This window comes from Neobacillus cucumis, from assembly GCF_002860255.1.
Taxonomy (GTDB): domain Bacteria; phylum Bacillota; class Bacilli; order Bacillales; family Cytobacillaceae; genus Neobacillus; species Neobacillus cucumis_A.
On the sequence record NZ_PGVE01000063.1, the window covers coordinates 152,658 to 172,254 of the forward strand.

At 41.8% G+C, this 19,597-nt stretch carries 22 protein-coding genes; 18 read left to right on the forward strand and 4 right to left on the reverse strand.

Going from position 1 to position 19,597, the window contains the following annotated elements; genetic code table 11:
* Window positions 1-130: 130 nt before the first annotated feature.
* Window positions 131-520 carry a hypothetical protein gene (locus tag CVD27_RS16320; protein WP_101648953.1) on the reverse strand — a complete coding sequence of 130 codons (390 nt, stop codon included), beginning with the start codon at window positions 518-520 and terminating at the stop codon, window positions 131-133.
* Between the two features lie 205 nt (window positions 521-725).
* Between CVD27_RS16320 and CVD27_RS16325 the strand changes: the two genes are divergently transcribed.
* Both CVD27_RS16325 and CVD27_RS16330 read left to right on the forward strand, forming a co-directional pair.
* Entirely contained in the window at window positions 726-1,052 is a 327-nt protein-coding gene (locus tag CVD27_RS16325; protein WP_180960322.1) for a YnfA family protein, read from the forward strand.
* Between the two features lie 107 nt (window positions 1,053-1,159).
* Window positions 1,160-2,131 (forward strand): bile acid:sodium symporter family protein, encoded by a 972-nt coding sequence (locus CVD27_RS16330; RefSeq protein ID WP_101648954.1) that lies wholly within the window; start codon window positions 1,160-1,162, stop codon window positions 2,129-2,131.
* 54 nt (window positions 2,132-2,185) lie between these two features.
* Here the strand turns inward: CVD27_RS16330 and ade are convergent, their stop codons facing one another.
* Both ade and CVD27_RS16340 read right to left on the reverse strand, forming a co-directional pair.
* The gene (gene ade, locus CVD27_RS16335) at window positions 2,186-3,922 is read right to left on the reverse strand and encodes an adenine deaminase (RefSeq protein ID WP_101648955.1); all 1,737 of its coding nucleotides are present in this window, start codon (window positions 3,920-3,922) and stop codon (window positions 2,186-2,188) included.
* Between the two features lie 22 nt (window positions 3,923-3,944).
* Window positions 3,945-4,415 carry a nucleoside deaminase gene (locus CVD27_RS16340; protein ID WP_101648956.1) on the reverse strand — a complete coding sequence of 157 codons (471 nt, stop codon included), beginning with the start codon at window positions 4,413-4,415 and terminating at the stop codon, window positions 3,945-3,947.
* 452 nt (window positions 4,416-4,867) lie between these two features.
* Here CVD27_RS16340 and CVD27_RS16345 point away from each other — a divergent pair, with 452 nt between their 5' ends.
* From CVD27_RS16345 to CVD27_RS16420, 16 genes are all read left to right on the forward strand, one after another.
* Window positions 4,868-5,938, forward strand: a complete 1,071-nt coding sequence (locus CVD27_RS16345) for an XdhC family protein (protein WP_101648957.1) — start codon at window positions 4,868-4,870, stop codon at window positions 5,936-5,938.
* Window positions 5,931-6,803 (forward strand): FAD binding domain-containing protein, encoded by an 873-nt coding sequence (locus tag CVD27_RS16350; RefSeq protein ID WP_101648958.1) that lies wholly within the window; start codon window positions 5,931-5,933, stop codon window positions 6,801-6,803. The genes CVD27_RS16345 and CVD27_RS16350 overlap by 8 nt, the downstream gene beginning before the upstream one ends.
* Window positions 6,804-6,819: 16 nt before the next feature.
* Window positions 6,820-9,111: a xanthine dehydrogenase subunit D gene (pucD, locus tag CVD27_RS16355; RefSeq protein ID WP_101648959.1), complete on the forward strand. Its 2,292-nt coding sequence runs from the start codon at window positions 6,820-6,822 to the stop codon at window positions 9,109-9,111.
* Entirely contained in the window at window positions 9,108-9,641 is a 534-nt protein-coding gene (locus tag CVD27_RS16360; protein ID WP_101649000.1) for a (2Fe-2S)-binding protein, read from the forward strand. The genes pucD and CVD27_RS16360 overlap by 4 nt, the downstream gene beginning before the upstream one ends.
* Window positions 9,642-9,648: 7 nt before the next feature.
* Window positions 9,649-11,046, forward strand: a complete 1,398-nt coding sequence (gene allB, locus CVD27_RS16365; RefSeq protein WP_101648960.1) for an allantoinase AllB — start codon at window positions 9,649-9,651, stop codon at window positions 11,044-11,046.
* Window positions 11,047-11,068: 22 nt separating this feature from the next.
* Window positions 11,069-11,371: an urease subunit gamma gene (locus tag CVD27_RS16370; protein WP_101648961.1), complete on the forward strand. Its 303-nt coding sequence runs from the start codon at window positions 11,069-11,071 to the stop codon at window positions 11,369-11,371.
* A gap of 48 nt (window positions 11,372-11,419) precedes the next feature.
* Window positions 11,420-11,755 (forward strand): urease subunit beta, encoded by a 336-nt coding sequence (locus CVD27_RS16375; protein WP_101648962.1) that lies wholly within the window; start codon window positions 11,420-11,422, stop codon window positions 11,753-11,755.
* Window positions 11,745-13,457, forward strand: a complete 1,713-nt coding sequence (gene ureC / locus CVD27_RS16380; protein WP_101648963.1) for an urease subunit alpha — start codon at window positions 11,745-11,747, stop codon at window positions 13,455-13,457. The genes CVD27_RS16375 and ureC overlap by 11 nt, the downstream gene beginning before the upstream one ends.
* A 38-nt stretch (window positions 13,458-13,495) precedes the next feature.
* Window positions 13,496-13,942: an urease accessory protein UreE gene (ureE, locus tag CVD27_RS16385; protein ID WP_101648964.1), complete on the forward strand. Its 447-nt coding sequence runs from the start codon at window positions 13,496-13,498 to the stop codon at window positions 13,940-13,942.
* Complete coding sequence (locus CVD27_RS16390; protein WP_101648965.1) at window positions 13,935-14,621, forward strand: urease accessory protein UreF; 687 nt, start codon at window positions 13,935-13,937, stop codon at window positions 14,619-14,621. The genes ureE and CVD27_RS16390 overlap by 8 nt, the downstream gene beginning before the upstream one ends.
* 26 nt (window positions 14,622-14,647) lie before the next feature.
* A complete protein-coding gene (ureG, locus tag CVD27_RS16395; RefSeq protein WP_101648966.1) occupies window positions 14,648-15,259 on the forward strand; it encodes an urease accessory protein UreG in 612 nt (203 codons plus the stop codon).
* A gap of 27 nt (window positions 15,260-15,286) precedes the next feature.
* Complete coding sequence (locus CVD27_RS16400; RefSeq protein WP_257984393.1) at window positions 15,287-16,078, forward strand: urease accessory protein UreD; 792 nt, start codon at window positions 15,287-15,289, stop codon at window positions 16,076-16,078.
* A gap of 81 nt (window positions 16,079-16,159) precedes the next feature.
* Window positions 16,160-16,615, forward strand: coding sequence for an SRPBCC family protein (locus CVD27_RS16405; protein ID WP_101648968.1), 456 nt, complete (start codon window positions 16,160-16,162; stop codon window positions 16,613-16,615).
* An 84-nt stretch (window positions 16,616-16,699) separates the two neighbouring features.
* Window positions 16,700-17,635: a dipeptidase gene (locus CVD27_RS16410; protein ID WP_101648969.1), complete on the forward strand. Its 936-nt coding sequence runs from the start codon at window positions 16,700-16,702 to the stop codon at window positions 17,633-17,635.
* Window positions 17,636-17,659: 24 nt separating this feature from the next.
* Window positions 17,660-17,890: an excisionase family DNA-binding protein gene (locus CVD27_RS16415; RefSeq protein WP_101648970.1), complete on the forward strand. Its 231-nt coding sequence runs from the start codon at window positions 17,660-17,662 to the stop codon at window positions 17,888-17,890.
* Between the two features lie 86 nt (window positions 17,891-17,976).
* A complete protein-coding gene (locus CVD27_RS16420) occupies window positions 17,977-18,354 on the forward strand; it encodes a DUF488 domain-containing protein (protein ID WP_101648971.1) in 378 nt (125 codons plus the stop codon).
* 366 nt (window positions 18,355-18,720) lie between these two features.
* Here the strand turns inward: CVD27_RS16420 and CVD27_RS16425 are convergent, their stop codons facing one another.
* Complete coding sequence (locus CVD27_RS16425; protein WP_180960320.1) at window positions 18,721-19,542, reverse strand: YitT family protein; 822 nt, start codon at window positions 19,540-19,542, stop codon at window positions 18,721-18,723.
* Window positions 19,543-19,597: the final 55 nt, after the last annotated feature.

Sequence of the window (19,597 nt, forward strand, 5' to 3'; positions counted from 1 at the left end):
TAAAAATAGTGTGAAATCTTCGATGTGTTTTTTATCATATTCGATTTGTGCTTGTATAAGACGTAAAGAAGAAAAGCTGACGCTTTTGATTCAAACGTCAGCAAGATGTAGTGGGGTTTATAAATTAGAACTATTGCCCCCATTTCATTGTAATGGATAAAGTACAGCAATTAAGCGACACCAATTGGGCAGGATGGGTGGCGAGGGTGAAATTGACACCGGTAGGAGTAAATTTGGTGATCACAGGAACCTTTAAGCCGATGGTTTTAATTAACTGGTCAACTTCGACCTGTTTTCCTTGCTGTGCTGCACTCATTATTTTACGGGCAAATTGAACATCCCCAAGCCGGTCTAAAAGAATGCTCCCTTGAGCCATTAACAGCCGAAAGGTTTTGACGGACATTTCAAATATCTTTATATCGACAGGTGGATACGAACGTAGGATTGGAGCATTTATTGTATAGGGTCGATAAAACTGATGGGGAGGAATAGCCGGTTGATAAAAAGGGTTGAAGTACATGCTTTCTCTCCTTCCATAATCAAAACACAGGGCATTATACGGTATGAAAAAAAAGGGTCTTTTGTTCCTTAAGGGGCAGGATGAACCTGGTTGATATTAACTAATTGACCACATGAATAGTAAGTCCCCTGACGGATTTATTTTATTTATAAATGAATTTGGACTAGAATTAACTGATGAGAGTCATTTGAGGGAAGTGATTATTATGAATCAAGCCATTATATTATTTATTCTCGCTGGACTAGCTGAAATTGGCGGGGGGTACTTAATTTGGCAGTGGCTTCGTGAGGGCAAGCCATTTTGGTTTGGAATTCTGGGTGGATTGGTATTAGTCGTATACGGGATTATCCCTACATTTCAAAAATTCCCCTCATTTGGCAGGGTATATGCGGCTTACGGGGGAGTCTTTATTATTCTTGCTTTATTATGGGGATGGGGAGTTGATAAAAAGACGCCTGATTTATACGATTGGATCGGTGCGGTGATCTGTTTGATTGGTGTAACGGTTATCCTTTGGGCGCCAAGACATTAATATCTTTGGTGAATGCAAACCTAATAAATATTATTTTCGATTCACGAAGTTTTTTCATTCCTTGCAAAAGAAAATATGGTATTCTTTGTTAGGGAGGAGAGAATGATATGCTGCAAAGTTTAAATAAACGACTTGTCAAAATTATGCCTCTTATTACTCCAGTTAGTGTAATATTAGGCGTTCTGCTAAGCACTTATATAAAGGATTTTTCTTATTTAATTCCGTGGTTCTTTGCTTTTATGACCTTTGAAGGAAGTTTAAGTTCAAATTTTAAATCATTAAAGGATGTCATTGTACATCCATTTCCTATATTTCTAGCAATGATGATTTTACATGTCCTTATGCCGCTCTGGGCTTGGGGTGTTGGTCATGTTGCTTTTTCAGGTGATGTTTACACGATTACTGGACTGGTTCTCGGTATGGTCATACCAACTGGTGTGACGAGTTTTATTTGGGTTTCGATCTATAAAGGGAATATCCCTTTGGTGCTATCGATTATATTAATAGATACCCTTTTGTCCCCGTTCATTGTTCCATTGACCCTTTCATTGTTTATCGGTCAAAAGGTGGAAATGGATACCATTAGTATTATGAAGGGAATGTTAGGGATGGTTGTCATCCCGTCATTAATTGGAATGACTTTAAACCAAATGACTAAGGGAAAAGTAAAAGAACAGTGGGGTCCAAACTTAGCTCCTTTTTCAAAAATTTGTCTAGGTATTGTTGTGATGCTGAATGGAGCCGTTGTCGCCCCGTATTTGAAAAATTTTAATCTTAAACTTGTTAGTATCATTCTAGTGGTCTTTTTCATTGCCTTAACAGGGTATTTGTTTTCTTTCTTCATTGGCCGATTGATGAAAAGAAGACAGGGGACGGTTATCACTTTGACGTTTACAGGCGGGATGAGAAATATAAGTGCCGGAGCTGTTTTAGCGGTTTCCTTTTTTCCAGCGGCGGTGGCCGTTCCGGTTGTCGTTGCTATGCTTTTCCAGCAAGTACTTGCCTCGTTAAATGGACATTTTGTCGAGCGCTATTATAGTAAAAAGGTAATTAATAATCAGAAATCGATTGCTTTATAATATAAAATAAACGAAAAAGCCAGTTTTATTAGAAAACTGGCTTTCATTCTATCCTTATGCATCGATCTTAATATGATTAAAAGTTGAAACTTGGAATAAGCCCTGATCTGTCAGCTTTAATTCCGGAATGACCGGCAATGACAAAAAGGAAAGTGTTAAAAATGGATTAAAGAGGTCGCTTGCTCCTAACATCTTTAGAGCAAGATGGATCTCGTTTAGCTTGTTGTACACTTCCTGATAAGGACGATCAGACATTAGTCCGGCGATAGATAGCTCTAAAGCGGCGATTACTTGCCCTTGATCCACTACAACCATCCCGCCTTGCATCTCTTTAATCGTGTTTGCAGCTAGAACCATATCCGGGTTGTTAGTCCCTGCAATAATGAGATTGTGAGAATCATGGGCTATTGTGGTAGCGATCGCACCTGTTCTCAATCCTAATCCTTTTACGATCCCTAAGCCCATCTCTCCTCTCATATGATGGCGTTCAATGACAGCTAATTTTAATTGGTCATTTGTTATAGATGGCTGAAATAACCCTTGATCACATGTTTCCACCTGCTCGACGACATGGGTGGTTACTAGGCTGTTAGGGATAATTTCAATAATATTCGCCTTACAGTCTTTAAGAGAAATGTTAAAACTGTTTTCTGTCAGCTTATGGAAACAAACGGATTCACATATCTTTTCAGATACAGGGGGACTTTTCATGCTCATTTCCTCCAAAAGCACACCATCCTTGACAACAGCAAGCCCATCTTTATATACATCCGTTATTTGAATGGTTTCCAGGTTGTTAAAAAGAATAAAGTCCGCTTTATACCCGGGGGCAATGGCTCCTTTATCATCTAGCCCAAAACATTCCGCGGTATTAATCGATGCCATTTGAATCGCAATGAGAGGAGAAAGCCCGGAGGCTATCGCTAGACGGACATTATGATCAATACTGCCTTCGTGAACAAGATCATCCAAATGTTTATCATCTGTTACAAAAAGACAGCGACGGGAATTGCGTTCATTGACGACAGGAAGCAGCTGAAGCAAGTCTTTAGCAACTGTACCCTCGCGAATCATCAAATACATGCCCCTAAGAAGCCGCTCCTTTGCTTCCCCGGCGGTTGTACTCTCGTGATCTGTTCGGATTCCGGCGGACATATAAACGTTTAAATCAATTGCCTTTAGGCCGGCTGCATGACCATCAATTTTTTTGCCGAGCTCCTTGCTATCAGATAATTTTTTTAACATATCTTGGTCAGCATTAACTACCGCTGGATAATTCATTACCTCAGCCAATCCAAGTACACGCGGATGTTTATATAAAGGCTTTAAATCTTCGGCAAGCAATGTAGCACCAGCATGTTCAAAGGCTGTTGCAGGCACGCAGGAGGGGAGCATAAAGTAAAAGTCAAAGGGTAGGTTTTCTGAGGAATCCAGCATATATTGAATCCCTGTCACCCCAGAGACATTTGCAATTTCGTGTGGGTCAGCAATGACAGTAGTTACTCCATGTAAGAGGCTGACCTTAGCGAATTCCCTGGCCGTTACTGTGGAGGACTCAATATGGACATGCCCATCAATAAACGCAGGGCATACGTATTGACCGGCTGCATCAATCATGTTTCTTCCTTTATACTCTCCAATTCCTGCGAAAAAACCATCTACAATGGCGATGTCACCCTCAATTATTTCACCGTTAAAGACATCAATTATTTTTCCATTCTTAATGACAGTATCTGCAGGCACTTTTCCAGATGCCACCGAGATTCTTCTTTCTAGTTGATTTTCCTCCATAGTCAACATCCTCTTTTGTAAATTAATATTCAACTTTATCTTGTGATTTTTCCCAGGTTTTAAACGGCAGGTCGCCATTGTCAGGAAAGATTTGTTTCATTGGAATCTGGCGATATTCCTTTGGTAAGGCGAGTTGTTCATAAATAAATTGATCATCGAAGCCAATTTTCGCAGCGTCTTCTTTCGTGCATGCATAATAAACAGCCTTTGGCCGAGCCCAATAAATCGCGCCAATGCACATTGGGCAGGGTTCACAACTCGTATAGATTTCACAGTTCTCAAGCTGAAAGCTTTTTAAATTTTGGCAGGCTTCACGAATTGCCTGCACTTCGGCATGAGCTGTGGGATCGTTTGAGGCAGTCACTTCATTCCGACCTCTTCCAATGATCTTTCCATCTTTTACAATAATTGCCCCAAATGGACCTCCATGACGAGTCATCACATTTGTTAGGGCCTCATCAATCGCTTCCTCCATAAATTTCTCTTCTGACATAAACACTCTCCTATCTTACTTTATATTAAACGTTTGTCTCTTTGTGATTGTGCCTTCTAAATAAAGGAGAAAAGCAACAATTTCCCCTTTAAACTTGAGATATATTATTCTATAACATACTCATATTTTCTCCTTTGTTGTAAGGATATCTTACAGACTTTTTCAATATGACTCTCGTTAGAAATATTCCCAATCATTTAAAAGAATAAAATTCCTCTTCATCTGGCATTTTAAATGATTATTAAATTTTTATGTTAGATTATATGACACCAATGTAGAAGCTATTTCCCCTTTTGGATATCATTAGTAAAAAGCTGATGATAGAAACTTTAACATTATCCTTAGTTACATAATCTCACCGCTCCAACCGGGCCGAAAAATAGAGAGAGAATATATGGATTTTTTAGGAGGTCTATCGAAACATAAAGGTTAAAAGTAAAGGGAGGCTTTGTATGGACGGGATACATGAGATTTTGGACGTTATCTATGGGTCTGTTACTGATGATGTTCTTGCTACAATCATCCGCGTAGAAGGATCAGCTTATCGAAAAGAGGGTACTTCCATGCTGTTCCGAGGTGATGGAACGCAAATAGGTCTTCTAAGTGCTGGCTGTCTTGAGAAGGACTTGTCTTATCATGTTCAGGATGTCATAAACCAGAGAAATACAAAAACAATTGTTTATGATTTAAGGGACGAAGATGATCTGTCATGGGGTCAGGGAGCAGGCTGCAATGGTGTAATCAGTGTGCTTTTGGAACCTATAGATGCCTGTCTTCGTGAGCACCTCTGTAAATTAAAGTTCCATCTTGATAGCGGCAGGCGAGTGACGATGATAAAAAAATTATCTAAAGACTACTCGGTCTCTGATTATTTGTTTATGACAGATGAACAGCAGCTGTTCGGAAAATGGCATGGAAGACTATCCTTGCAAATAAAAAGCTTATTAAATTGTATACACCAATCATTACCAAAAAGCGGGATTACTTTTTCTCAGGAATTATCAGCTGATTTATATCTTCATTGCTTTGAACCTAAGCCGCGGCTCATTGTCTTTGGAGCTGGCAGAGATGCGGTTCCATTAGTTAGTATGGCTTCGCAGGCAGGATTTTCAGTCCTTGTCTCTGATTGGCGCCCAGCATTATGTAAAGAAAAATTTTTTCCGGATGCAGATCAATTATTCATGGGTTTTCCAAGTGAAGTGATGTCGATGCTTTCCTTATCAAGCATAGACTCCGTCATTATCCTTACACACCATTTTCAAAGGGACCGGGAATTGTTACATCTTTTAAAAGGACACAAGTTAAGGTACTTGGGTGTACTTGGATCAAAAGCAAGGACAAAGCGTTTGTTTGATGGGAGGGAAATACCTCCTGAGATTACGAGCCCGGTTGGATTGCCAATAGGCGCGGAAGGTCCGGAAGAGATTGCTATTAGTATTGTAGCAGAATTAATCCAGAGACAACGTCTAAAGAAGCCCGAAAAGGCAATGGCGAGGGAAAGGAGCTGGTCAAGTTATGATTAGGCAGGGTGCGGCGATGTTGGACTCACCGTCAGTTTGGCTTCCGGCTAATCTTGCCGAAGCATGGGAATTAAAACAACGATTAGGTTTAAATGCCTGTTTTGTCGCGGGAGGCACGCTCCTTCAGACACAGTGGCAAAAAGGGTTTGAATGTCCCCGCCATTTAATCAGCTTGGAAAAGATTAACGAAATGCGAGGCTGTGAAAAAAACAATCATAACGGAGAAGCTAGTACCCGTATTGGTGCTTTAACCACACTAGCTGCATGCAAGGATGACCCTTCACTTTTAAAAAATATCCCCTTAATAGAAGAGGCTATTAGAACTATCGCAGCCCCGGCTGTACGTAATCGGGCAACGATTGGAGGCAATATTGCAGGTGGATTTGGCGATTTAATTCCTGCCCTTATAGCGCTCGATGCTTCTCTTTCCTTATATGATGGAGGTAAAACTGAAATTAAAAGTTTATCAGATTGTATAGGTCAATCTGGCGGCACCATTCTTACCGCCATTTATGTTCCTGAAAATAGAATACTTGGCCAAAAAAGATATTTTTATAAAAAGCTTGGGTTTAGAGAGGCATTTACCCCTAGTATTGTAACAATCTCCGGCTGTTGTAAACTCAACTCACAAAACGAGGTTGAATACATCCGTCTTGTGGCAGGAGGGGGGACAACACCATATCAAAGATTATCTTGCTGTGAAAAGTTAGTAGAAGGACTGACCTTGTCTAACGAATTATTAACCACTCTTTTTCAAGCAATAAGAGAAGAGTTTCATACGACAACAGATCCGTTTACAACGGCAGATTATAAAAAAACAGTAGCTGCCAATATGATTGTTTCAAAGATTGCTAGCTTTGCTGGTTAGAAAAGGAAGGGGTCTTATGTCAAACCAAACTAGCCTTTCAGATAGGAAAAGGAGGGTACGTCCTGATGGTCCCGAAAAAGTGACCGGCAGAATGATATACCTCACAGATTTATCTTTTCCTAACATGCTGTACGGTAAAGTGTTAAGAAGCCTGGAGCCGCATGCAGAGATTGTATCCATCTCGGTTGAAGAGGCAAAGAAGCTTCCAGGTGTAAGGGCTGTTGTAACTTATCGGGACGTTCCGGGTTTGAACGGCTTTGGACTTATTTTTCCTGACCAGCCCGTTCTTTGTAAGGACCGTGTGCGCTATGTAGGGGATGCTCTTGCAGCTGTCGCAGCAGATACAGAGGAGATTGCTGAACAGGCCTTACATTTAATTAAGGTGGAATACAAGAAACTTCCAGTCGTTGATAGTCCCGAAAAAGCCCTTCAACCGGATGCTCCGCTTCTCCATCCAGGAGGAAACATTCTACATCACCCCCATTTTAAAAAAGGTGATGCCGAAACGGCCTTTCAAACATGTGCCATTGTGGTCGAGGAAACCTATGAGCTGCCTAGACAAATGCATGCTTATATGGAAACGGAAGGCGGTGTCATTGTTCCGGAACCGGACGGGAAATTAACGGTATATGTAGGTACCCAGCATGGTTTTAAGGACCGTTTTCAATTAGCAAGAATTCTAGATATGTCTGAAGCAGATATCCGTATTGTTTCGAGTCCAATGGGCGGATCCTTTGGAGGAAAGGATGAATTAAATATTCAACCGTATGGGGCCTTGCTAGCTTTAGCTGCAGACTGCCCTGTTAAACTTCATAACAGCAGAAAGGAATCGGTAAAAGCAGGCATTAAACGACATCCAATGAAAATTACGATGAAAACGGGAGTTGATACGGAGGGGAATATCCTTGCACACAAGGTGAAAATTATCGCCGATACAGGGGCCTATGCCACATTAGGTCCAGCAGTTTTGGACTTTGCGGTGGAACATGCACCAGGTCCATATATCATCCCCCATATAGATATTGAGGGTTTATCTGTTTTTACAAATAATGGAGTAGCAGGGGAATTCCGAGGATTTGGTGGAAACCAGATTACCTTTGCCTTAGAAGGACAAATGGACCGGCTGGCAGACAAGTTGAATATGGACCCGCTTCTTTTTCGAAGGAAGAATTTAAGGAAGCCAGATGATCCTGGTCCATTAGGACAAAAAATAGCTCCGACTAGTGGAGCGTTGGATGTCCTTCAAGCGATTGAACGTTTACATGCTGAAAAAGCAAAAGGGTGGAAACAGGAAAAGACGGATCAATGGAAAGTGAGAGGAACTGGGATGGCCCTCACGATGCATGGAGGAGGACTTGGGATTGACCGTTTGGATCCTTCTGGCGGACGTCTTTCTTTTACAAAGTCAGGAAAAATTGAAGCGGCCTTTGGCTTTGAAGAATGTGGTCAAGGTCTTCTTGCAGTAATTGAAACCTTATTAATAGAAGAATTCGAGTGTACAGAGAAAGATATTCAAATTGTTATAGGTGATACAGCTCTGGTACCTATCAGCGGCTCCTCTACTGCCTCAAGATCAACCAGTATGGTATGGCAGGCACTGCAAAGAATGAAGGGTTCTTTTCGGAAGCAAATTCTAGAGCTATCGCAGCTGTTGACTGGGATCCCTGCTGATCAGCTCCGAATGGGACGGGGGGGAATCTGGCTGATCGAAAATATGGATGCTTCAGAACCTTTCATTACTTTTAGTGAACTGGCAAAGCAAATGCCAAGCGGCGGTTCGATTAATGTTCATACTTCGTTTAACTTTCCGACGAGTCCTGATGCAAGCGTAGGTGGAAGCCATTATTTGTACGCCTTTGCGGCTGTTATGGCTCAGGTTGAAGTGGATGTTTTAACAGGTCAAGTGAAGGTATACGCGATCGATCAAGCAGTGGCAGCGGGGCCTATTGTGAGTCCATTGGGGTATTTAGGGCAAATTGAAGGCGGAGGTGTGATGGCGTTAGGTTATACGTTGATGGAGGAAGCCATTATGGAGAAGGGGATTTATGTAACCGACAATTTTGATACCTATTTTATTCCCACTATTTGTGATGTTCCTTACAAGACAAAGGTTGAAGCGATAGATCAATTGGCTGAAGGCGATCTGTTTGGCCCTAGAGGTGTAGGGGAAATTGGAACGGTTGCGGTTGCTCCTGCGATTGCAAGAGCGATTTATGATGCAGCAGGTTGTTGGGTAAATAAATTACCTGTTTCTCCTGAAATCATATTAAAATCTGCCAGTTTTGGAGAGAGGAAACCGTGGATATGAAAAAAGTCATCCAGAGTATAGAAAAAACGACTTCTACTCCTAAGATCGAACTTACTCTTACCGTCAATGGTGTCCTTCATCAATTACAGGTGGCGCCTGCAGCCAGGTTGTTAGATATTTTACGAGAAGACTTAGGACTACCAGGTACCAAAATGTCTTGTGAAATAGGCCGTTGCGGGGCATGTTCTGTTCAAATGGATGGTCAACTGGTTAACTCTTGTTTGGTCATGGCCTATCAGGCAAACCAAGCGTCCATAACTACCATTGAAGGTTTAGGAGAGGGTGTATGTCATCCCATTCAGAAGGCATTCTTGGAAGAGGGCGGTTTTCAATGCGGGTATTGTACACCAGGGATGATTATGGCGGTCAAGGCATTGCTGGATTCAAATTCCACTCCGAATAAACATGAGATACAGGAGGCACTCTCTGGGAATTTATGTCGGTGTACGGGATATGGAGGAATTATTCGTTCTGTCGAAAGTGCAATAACAAGCTTAAAAGAAAAAGAGGTTACAAACATCGAGGAGTGACTTACTTATGGCTAAAGTACTAACCGAAGGGGTTAAGGAAGATATAAAGACAGAAGAGCTATTAGTAAAGAATGGCCTTGTCTTTACTGAAGAAGGCTTTCGTGAGGTAACAATTAAAATTAATGAAGGAAAGATTGTTTCCATAGTCGAAGATGAAGCAGGTCCAATGATAGAGACCACAGGTATCATCGATGCAAGTGGCTGTCTTGTGGTTCCTGGATTCATTGATGCCCATGTTCATTTTAATGATCCAGGCAGAACGGATTGGGAAGGTATAGAGACCGGGAGCTGTGCAGCTGCAATGGGAGGGACGACCACCATTTTTGATATGCCTTTGAATTGCTCTCCCTCGATTATAAATTTACAAAATTTACTCGAAAAGAGGGAGTATCTAACTTCATTATCCTATATTGATTATGCACTCTGGGGAGGAATGACTGGAACTAATCTTAATAATAGTCAGGAATTAGCCCAAATGAGTGAGCGTGTCATTGGATGGAAGTCCTTCATGAGTGAAAGTGGGATTGATGATTTTAAATATTTATCTCCCAATGAATTGAAACAGGCCATGCAAGCGGCAAAGGAGCATGATAAAATTCTTGCCCTTCATGCGGAATGGGAAAATGATATTGCTAGACTTACAGCTATTAATAAAAAACATCCCTCGATGAATGAACGAAGTGCTTTTTTAGCAAGCAGACCCATTTCTGCGGAAGAGAAGGCCGTATGCTATGCATTAGAGCTTGCCGCAAAGTATGGAACCGCTATTCATTTTGTTCATATCAGTTCACCAAAGGTAGTCGGTTTAATCGAGCAGGCTAAAAGAAGTGGTGTAGATGTAACAGTGGAAACCTGTCCGCATTATTTGATTTTTGATGAAGAAGATTTTCTTAGAGAGGGAGCAATTCTAAAATGTGCCCCGCCGTTAAGGCCTCGCGTTGAAGTGGAAGGATTATGGGAGTGTCTTGCAAACGGAATGATTGATACGATTGGGTCCGATCATTCTCCATGTCTTTATTCGATGAAATCGACGGAATCCATCTGGGATGCTTGGGGTGGGATTCAAGGCGTTCAATTTACATGGCTGGCAATGGTGGATGAGGCTTTGAAGCGTGGTGTATCTCTTAAACAGGTTTTTCCTCTAGGGACGTCTAATGTAGCAGACCGATTTGGCTTGGCTGATCGAAAAGGAAGAATTAGTCCGGGATTAGATGCCGATTTGGTATTCATTCGATTAGATGAAACGACTGCTGCAGAACAAGAGTCTTTTGGATTTAGAAATCCTTTTTCACCATATGAGGGTCGAATATTTTCCACAAGGATTAAGAAAACGATGCTTCGTGGAAGGGTTATTTATGATGATGAATTTGGAATGGCAAATGAAAAATTAGGTGTCTGCCTTTAATTAAGCGAGGGAGGGAAAAGGAATGAAACTTACCCAGCGCGAGCAGGGAAAATTAATGATTGTTGTAGCTGCGGACTTGGCAAGACGTCGTAAGGATCGCGGCTTAAAACTAAATTACCCGGAGGCGGTAGCTCTCATAACCTATGAGATGATGGAGGGGGCAAGAGATGGAAAATCGGTGGCTGAACTGATGAGTGATGGCACCAAGATTTTAGCTGCTAAAGATGTAATGGAAGGTATTCCCGAGATGATCCGGGACATTCAGGTGGAGGCAACCTTTCCGGATGGAACAAAACTAGTAACGGTACATCAGCCAATTCGGTAAAATGTATAGGGCAAAATTTAACTACACCTAATTTACGGAGTGAAGAACATGATTCCAGGCGAATATCACTTAAGAAAAGAGCCGATTGTTTGTAACGAAGGAAGGCTGGTTTCAAGTCTTATGGTGCTCAATCTAGGAGACCGGCCGATTCAAGTAGGTTCACATTTTCATTTTTATGAAGTAAATGCGGCCTTGCAATTTGAACGTAAGAAAGCCTATGGCAAACATTTAAATATCCCGGCAGGTACGGCTGTCCGATTTGAACCGGGGGATGCGAAAGAAATAGAACTTGTCCCTTTTGCCGGCAGCCGTGAGGTCTATGGATTAAATAATAAAACGGATGGTCCTCTGGACACGAAAAAGGAGGGGAACGATGAGCTTTAAGATGTCGAGAAAGCAATACGCAGATATGTTTGGTCCCACAACCGGAGATGCCATCCGGCTTGCTGATACAGACCTATTTATTGAAATAGAAAAAGACTTTACCGTTTATGGAGATGAAGTGAAGTTCGGGGGAGGTAAAGTTATTCGGGACGGGATGGGCCAGCATCCGCTCGCAACAAGAGCAGATGGAGCGCTCGATACGGTGATAACCAATGCCATTATCGTCGATTATACCGGCATCTATAAAGCGGATATCGGGATTCGGGATGGGCGGATTGCCGGGATTGGTAAAAGTGGCAATCCGTTATTAATGGAAAAAGTAGATATGGTGATTGGGGCATCAACAGAGGTCATCGCTGGAGAAGGAATGATTGTGACAGCAGGCGGCATTGATGCCCATATCCATTTTATTAGCCCGCAGCAAATCGAAACCGCCCTTTCTTCTGGAATTACCACCATGATTGGAGGCGGTTCAGGTCCTGCCACTGGAACGAATGCTACAACCTGTACACCGGGTGAATGGAATATCCACCGAATGTTAGAAGCGGCGGAAGAATTCCCGATGAATTTGGGGTTCTTAGGAAAGGGAAATGCTTCGGCAGAAGAACCGTTAATTGAGCAAATCAATGCCGGTGTCATTGGTCTAAAGCTTCATGAAGATTGGGGGACAACATCATCTGCTATTGACCACTGTCTAAGGGCTGCAGATAAATATGATATTCAAGTAGCGATCCACACAGATACCTTAAATGAAGGCGGATTTGTCGAGGATACATTGGCAGCTATAAATGGCCGGGTAATCCATACATATCATACAGAAGGCGCAGGCGGAGGGCATGCACCCGATATTATTAAGGTTGCAAGCTATCCCTATATTCTTCCATCTTCCACCAATCCAACCCGTCCTTATACAAAAAATACATTAGATGAGCACCTTGATATGCTGATGGTATGTCATCATTTAGACCCTGAAGTACCAGAGGATATAGCCTTTGCTGATTCCCGGATCCGTAAAGAAACGATTGCAGCCGAGGATATCCTGCATGATTTGGGTGTATTCAGTATGATTAGTTCCGATTCCCAAGCAATGGGCCGGGTCGGTGAAGTGATCACTCGTACATGGCAAACAGCCGATAAGATGAGAAAGCAGCGAGGGAAACTGCCGGAGGATACAGGTGTAGGTGATAACTTCCGAGTGAAACGGTATATCGCCAAGTATACGATTAATCCAGCGATTACTCACGGCATAGCGGATGAGGTTGGTTCCATCGAGGCGGGAAAACTGGCCGACCTCGTCATCTGGGATCCTGCCTTTTTCGGGGTAAAGCCTGAGTTAGTGCTGAAGGGCGGTATGATTGCACACAGCTTGATGGGAGATCCGAATGCCTCAATTCCTACTCCCCAGCCTGTGTTATATCGTCCAATGTTCGCTTCTTATGGAAAGGCAAAGTATTCAACTTCGATTACCTTCCTGTCAAAAGCAGCGATTAGTCTTGGGGTTCATCAACAACTTGGCCTAAAGAAGCTGATTAAACCGGTGAAAGGCATTCGAAGCTTAAGTAAGAAAGATATGAAGTTTAATAGTGAAATGCCAAAAATTGAAGTAGATCCTCAAACCTATGAGGTCATAGTGGACGGAAAGCTTGTGACCTGTGAACCGGCTGAAGTTTTACCGATGGCACAGCGTTATTTTTTGTTTTAAATTACACGAGCTAGGTTGCTTAGTAAAGGGGGATAAAGATGATTATAGAACAAATCGTTGGCAATCTTGATGACATTTCTGTAAGTGGCAGGCATATCGAAAAAATATATTTATCAAGTGATGATTTAGTGAAGCGCATTCAGCGGGTAACAACGGACCACGGGAAAGAGATCGGGATTCGGTTAAAAGAATCAAAAGACTTGATGGATGGCGATATATTATTCATGGATGAGCGAAATATGATTGTCATAAGTGTCATGAGTGATGACTTACTGGTAATTCAGCCTGCAAACATCAAGCAAATGGGGGAAATTGCCCATCAGCTTGGCAATCGACATCTGCCAGCTCAATTTGAAGGGGAAGTCATGCTTGTCCAATATGACTACCTTGTGGAGGAGCTCCTAGAGCAGTTAGATGTGCCTTATTCAAGGCAAATTAGAAAAGTGAAAAAGGCATTTCGCCATATCGGTCATCATCATGGATAACCAGTTATTAATTTTACTGCAATTTGGCGATTCGAACTTTCCTTCCGGAGCCTTTTCCCATTCATTTGGTCTGGAAACTTATATTCAGGAAGGCACCATCCATAATAAAGAAACATTTTTTAACTGGATAAGAGTGTTTTTGGAAAAACAGCTTGCAGCAACGGATGGACTTGCCTGCCGATTAGCCATTGATGCCTTAAGAAAGAATGAAGTAACGGAGATTTGGAATCTTGATCAACTGCTTTTTATGCAAAATGTTCCTTTAGAAACGCGCCAAGCGAATAGAAGAATCGGAGAAAGGCTCATTAAGATGGGTCTGGATTTATATTCGATTCCATTATTAGAAGAATATCAGATAAAGATCAAACAAAGAGAGGCATATGGACATCCGGCCATTGTGTTTGCGATGATCAGTCAATTCTTACTGATAGAGAAAAACCAAATCATTTTGACCTATTTATATTCTACAGTTGTCACTCTAGTTCAAAATGCAGTACGTGGCATCCCGCTGGGTCAAACAGCGGGTCAACAAGTTCTTTTGGCACTGCATCCTTATTTAGATGAAACGGTAAAGCGAATTGATAGGATGAATAAAGATGACTTTGGAGCGGCGGCACCTGGAATGGAAATCGCGCAAATGCGTCATGAGCAGCTGCATGTCAGGTTATTTATGTCCTAATAGATTAAAAGAAAGAAGGGATAAGTATGGAGCCCATTCGAATTGGAATTGGCGGACCGGTCGGAGCAGGAAAAACCATGCTGGTCGAGCGGCTAACGCGAAATATGAATGATGAATTTAAAATGGCTGTGGTAACCAATGATATCTATACAAAGGAAGATGCCCAATTTCTAATAAAAAATAGTGTGCTTCCAGAGGATCGAATTATTGGAGTGGAAACAGGCGGCTGTCCGCATACAGCTATACGGGAAGATGCATCGATGAATTTTGCCGCTATTGATGAATTAAAGGAGAAACATCCTGATCTTCAGATAATTTTTGTTGAGAGCGGAGGAGATAACCTGGCTGCCACTTTTAGTCCTGAACTTGTCGATTTCTCAATTTATATTATTGATGTGGCCCAGGGGGAGAAAATCCCGCGTAAGGGCGGACAGGGGATGATTAAATCGGATTTGTTCATTATCAATAAGATTGATTTAGCACCGTATGTGGGGGCAAGTTTAGAGGTTATGGAATCAGATACAAAGGCTGCCAGAGGGAATAAACCATATATATTTACGAATTTAAAAACCGATATTGGCTTAGACTTGGTCATTGATTGGATCAAAAGACATACGTTATTGGCAGGATTGGGATAGGTGGTCACGCAAACTGGATACCTGAGATTGACAGCTGCAAATAAAGGCGATCATACGATATTAAAAGACTCATATTCTGAGGGCGCGTTTAAAATCACTAGACCAGTTTATCTTACCACAAGCGGCGAGGCCTATTTTTATATCATGAATCCTGGCGGGGGGTATGTTGACGGGGATACTTATCAAATTGATATTTGTCTGGAGGAGGCTGCAAAGGCAGTAGTGACAACCCAATCATCTACCAAAATCTATAAAACGCGGACTCAGCCAGCTTTTCAGAGGATGAACATTCATTTAAAAAATGGAAGTGTCTTAGAGTATCTGCCTGACCCAGTCATTGCTTATCAGAATGCATGTTACAAGCAAACCATGGTAGTGAAGATGGAGCCAGAGGCTTCGATTATTTGCTCCGATATTTATACCCCGGGCTGGGCTCCAGATGGGACATTTTTTCAATATGACTCTCTCCAGTCAAAAATGGAAATTTATATGGACAACAGGCTGGTATTATTTGACCATGTTAAATTGGAGCCTGACAAAGACTTCGCAGGAATTGGCATGATGGAGGGATTTACCCATTTTGGTTCACTAATTGTTATTGACCATCGGATTACCCGGGCTCTGCTAGAAGAAGTGCAGGAACCTTTTGATTCATACTCAAATAGCAGAATCGGTATTTCGATGCTGGAGGTTCCGGGCTTTGCGCTAAGGGTATTAGCTAGTTCAACACAGGAGATCGAAAAGGTTCAGTCACTCTGTCATGAAACCATCCGACGGAGGATTTTTAAAACTGACCCTGTATTCCTTAGAAAATATTAATCGGTGAACCTGTTACTGATTTTTTCTTTCACTTCAATAAAGTATAATAGAATAAATAATTACTTTGTTTTGGAGGGTCATATGACAAAATTATTTGTAGACCAGACCATTGAAATTCATGCTCCTGCTTCAAAGGTTTGGGAAGTTCTGACCATCTCAGAGAATAATCAACATTGGGCAAAGGAGTTTTCTAGCGGCGGTCCCCAGTTTCATCTGGAATCGACATGGGAGATGGACAGCCCTGTCTATTGGAAAGGTCAGGACGGGACTGTGATTGTTGAAGGAAATGTAACAGCTGTCGAGCCGAATAAACTTCTGCGATTTACCGTATTTGATGTACGTATGGAGGAAAGACCTGCAGTTACTGAAGAAGATGGGATTACTTTTAAATTGGCTGAAAAAGAAGGCCAAACGCTGCTTCAGGTATTACAGGGGGATTTTTCCGCGATGACAGATGGTCAGTACTATCGAGATGCCAGTGCTGAAATTTGGGATAAAGTCCTGCCAAAGGTAAAAAGGATGGCTGAGGAAAATTAAGACTGCTTTCATCGGGTTAGATATTTTTATATCTGCCCTTTTTTTGTTATGGTAAAATTTTTATAAAAAGGAGTTTTGGAAACCATGAATATTATTGATCTGCATTGTGATGCCTTAATGAAACTCCAAGAAGCAAAAGGCGCATTACGATTTGCTGATGCCAAAGAACTCCACACAAATAAGAAACGATTACTAGCAGGCCAAGTTAAGGTGCAGTGCTTCGCCATATTTATCGAGCCGGAAGTAAAGGGAGATCAGAAGTTTCAGGTCGTTCTTGAACAAATTGATTATTTTTATAAGGAAGTGCTCGGAAAAAATCCAGATATGGTCCATATCAAAGAGTGGTCGGACTTTGACCGTTTAAAGCTTGGACAGATTGGAGCGATGTTAACACTTGAAGGTGTGGACGCTATTGGCAATGATTTGGCGAAGCTTCATATTCTCTATCAGCTGGGAGTTCGGTCGGTCGGATTGACTTGGAACCAAGCGAATCTTGCTGCCGATGGGGCGGGGGAACCGCGTGGAGGCGGGTTGACCTTGTTTGGAAAAGAGATTGTCGAGTTTAATAATGAACATCAGATCCTCACGGATGTTTCTCATCTAAGTGATAAGGGGATTTGGGATGTTATTGAATTAGCGAAGTATCCGATTGCCAGTCATTCCAATGCCAGGGCTCTTTGCAACCATCCCCGCAATTTAACGGATGAACAAGCGAGGGCCATGTTTATGCAAGGCGGGCTGATCCATGTGGTATATCATCCACTGTTTATTAAGGAAAGTGGTGCGGCAACTATTGCCGACTTGGTCAAACATATTGACCATTTGTGTGGTTTAGGCGGTGTGAAACAAATTGGGTTTGGCTCTGATTTTGATGGCATCACCACCTTTGTTACCGGCTTAGAGGATGCCTCTAAAAGTCAAAGTTTGATCAATGAATTGTTAAAGCATTTTAAAGAAGAAGCGGTAAGAGGTTTTGCCTATGAGAACTTCCTTAACCACCGGCCAGGGACTGGACGCTAGTTTGTATTAAAAGGAGTTATTACAGTGTATCTAACTATAAAAGAAACAGCAGAATATTTATCGGTACCAGAGGCTGCCGTTAAAAGCCTTATCCAACAAAAGAAAATTCGTGCGCTATTTGACGGGGAACAGTACCTAATATACAAAGAACAATTTGCCACCCATTTAAAACAGGTGGAAAAATACAAGGAACTAGTCGATGAATACCTAAGCGAACCCATTCCAGAAAGCATCGACGTAAAAGACGAAGATTAATGGTGCCTTTAATGATGCCCCTTTAATGGTGCCTGACACCATTCGTGGACACTGTCCGTGTGGAGAGGACAGAAAGAGGTGATTACATGTCTAATTTGTTTCTTAAAAGGGTTTATGAACCTTATGATGAGATGGATGGATCCAGGATATTGGTGGACCGGTTGTGGCCGCGGGGAATCTCAAAGGATGCTGCCAGATTGTCTTATTGGTTTAAAGAGGTAGCCCCGAGTAATGAACTCAGGAAATCCTTTTGTCATGTTCCGGAACTATTTGAACAGTTTCGGACCAAATATATCGAGGAGCTTCGTAGTGATGACTTGAAACGTGATTTGGTAAGGCAGATACTTGAACTGGCTGCCAAAGATCGTGTCACTCTCTTATATGGAGCCAAAGAACCTGTCTATAATCATGCTCAAGTGTTGATGGAGGAACTTAAAAGACAAACTATAGAGTCAGAAGATTAAATTTATCCTCATTCTCTTAAAATGAGTTCTTGAGGACAAAACAACAAATGGAACGATGGAAAAGGTCGTCAAGAGGCGTCCTTGAGGACAAAACTCAGAGTAGAAGGATGGAAAAGGTCGTCAAGAAGAGTCATTAAGGACAAAACTCAGAGTGGAACGAAGAAAACGGTCGTCAAGAAGAGTCATTGAGGACAAAACCTAGAGTGGAACGATGGAAAAGGTCGTCAAGAGGCGTCCTTGAGGACAAAACTCAAGGTGGAACGACGAAAACAGTCATCAAGAGGTGTCCTTGAGGACAAAACAAAGAGTGGAGCGATGGAACCTGTTCTCAAAAAATTAAAGCAGAAGGCCAACCAGCCTTCTGCTTTAATTTTTCCTGAACCTGCCCATAACCTCCATCGTTTGCATAATATTCACAAACGCCTGGGGATCAACGTTTTTAATGGTGTGCTTTGTTTCATTAAGCTCAAACTTAGTAATGACAGTAGTTAACATCTTCTTAGACTTATGTGTGTAGGCCCCCTCAACATCAGTCACCGTTACACCCCTGGCATGGCATTGGAACAATGCTTCCGTCAGCTCGTGATACTTATCCGTTATAATGGTGATCGTTAATTTATTCTGCGTCGTATAAACCATATCAACTGCACGGCCGGCCACATAAATGGCAATAATGGTATAAAGGGTAATATTCCAGCCAAAAATCAGTCCAGAACTACCTACCACGAAGAGATTCATACACGTATTTAAAAAGCCAACCTGAATATTCTTCATTTTAGCCAGTGATAAGCTGATAATATCAGTCCCGCCCGTTGATCCGCCTTGCCGGATAATAAGCCCAACAGCAATTCCATAGAGAGCCCCGCCAATAATCGAAGATAGAAGGATATCAGGACTGATCGCACGAATAGGAATAAATCTCATACTAAGCGACAATACCAAAACAGCATATCCAGTAAGAAAAACAAATTTTTTACCCAAATATTTAATCCCAATAAAGAATAGCGGGACATTAATTGCTAGGATAATCAACCCTGTATTGATATTGATAAAATGATGAATAAGGAAGGCTATTCCTGTTACACCACCAGATGTCAGCTTATGTGGGATGAGGAAGGTATTAAAGGAAAAACCGAAAAGTATAGCGCATAGTCCAATGACGATGATTTGAAAAATTAATCGAAACAAATGAAACACCTCAGTTACTTATTCAGCCACCTTATTAAAAACCTCCACTTAGTTT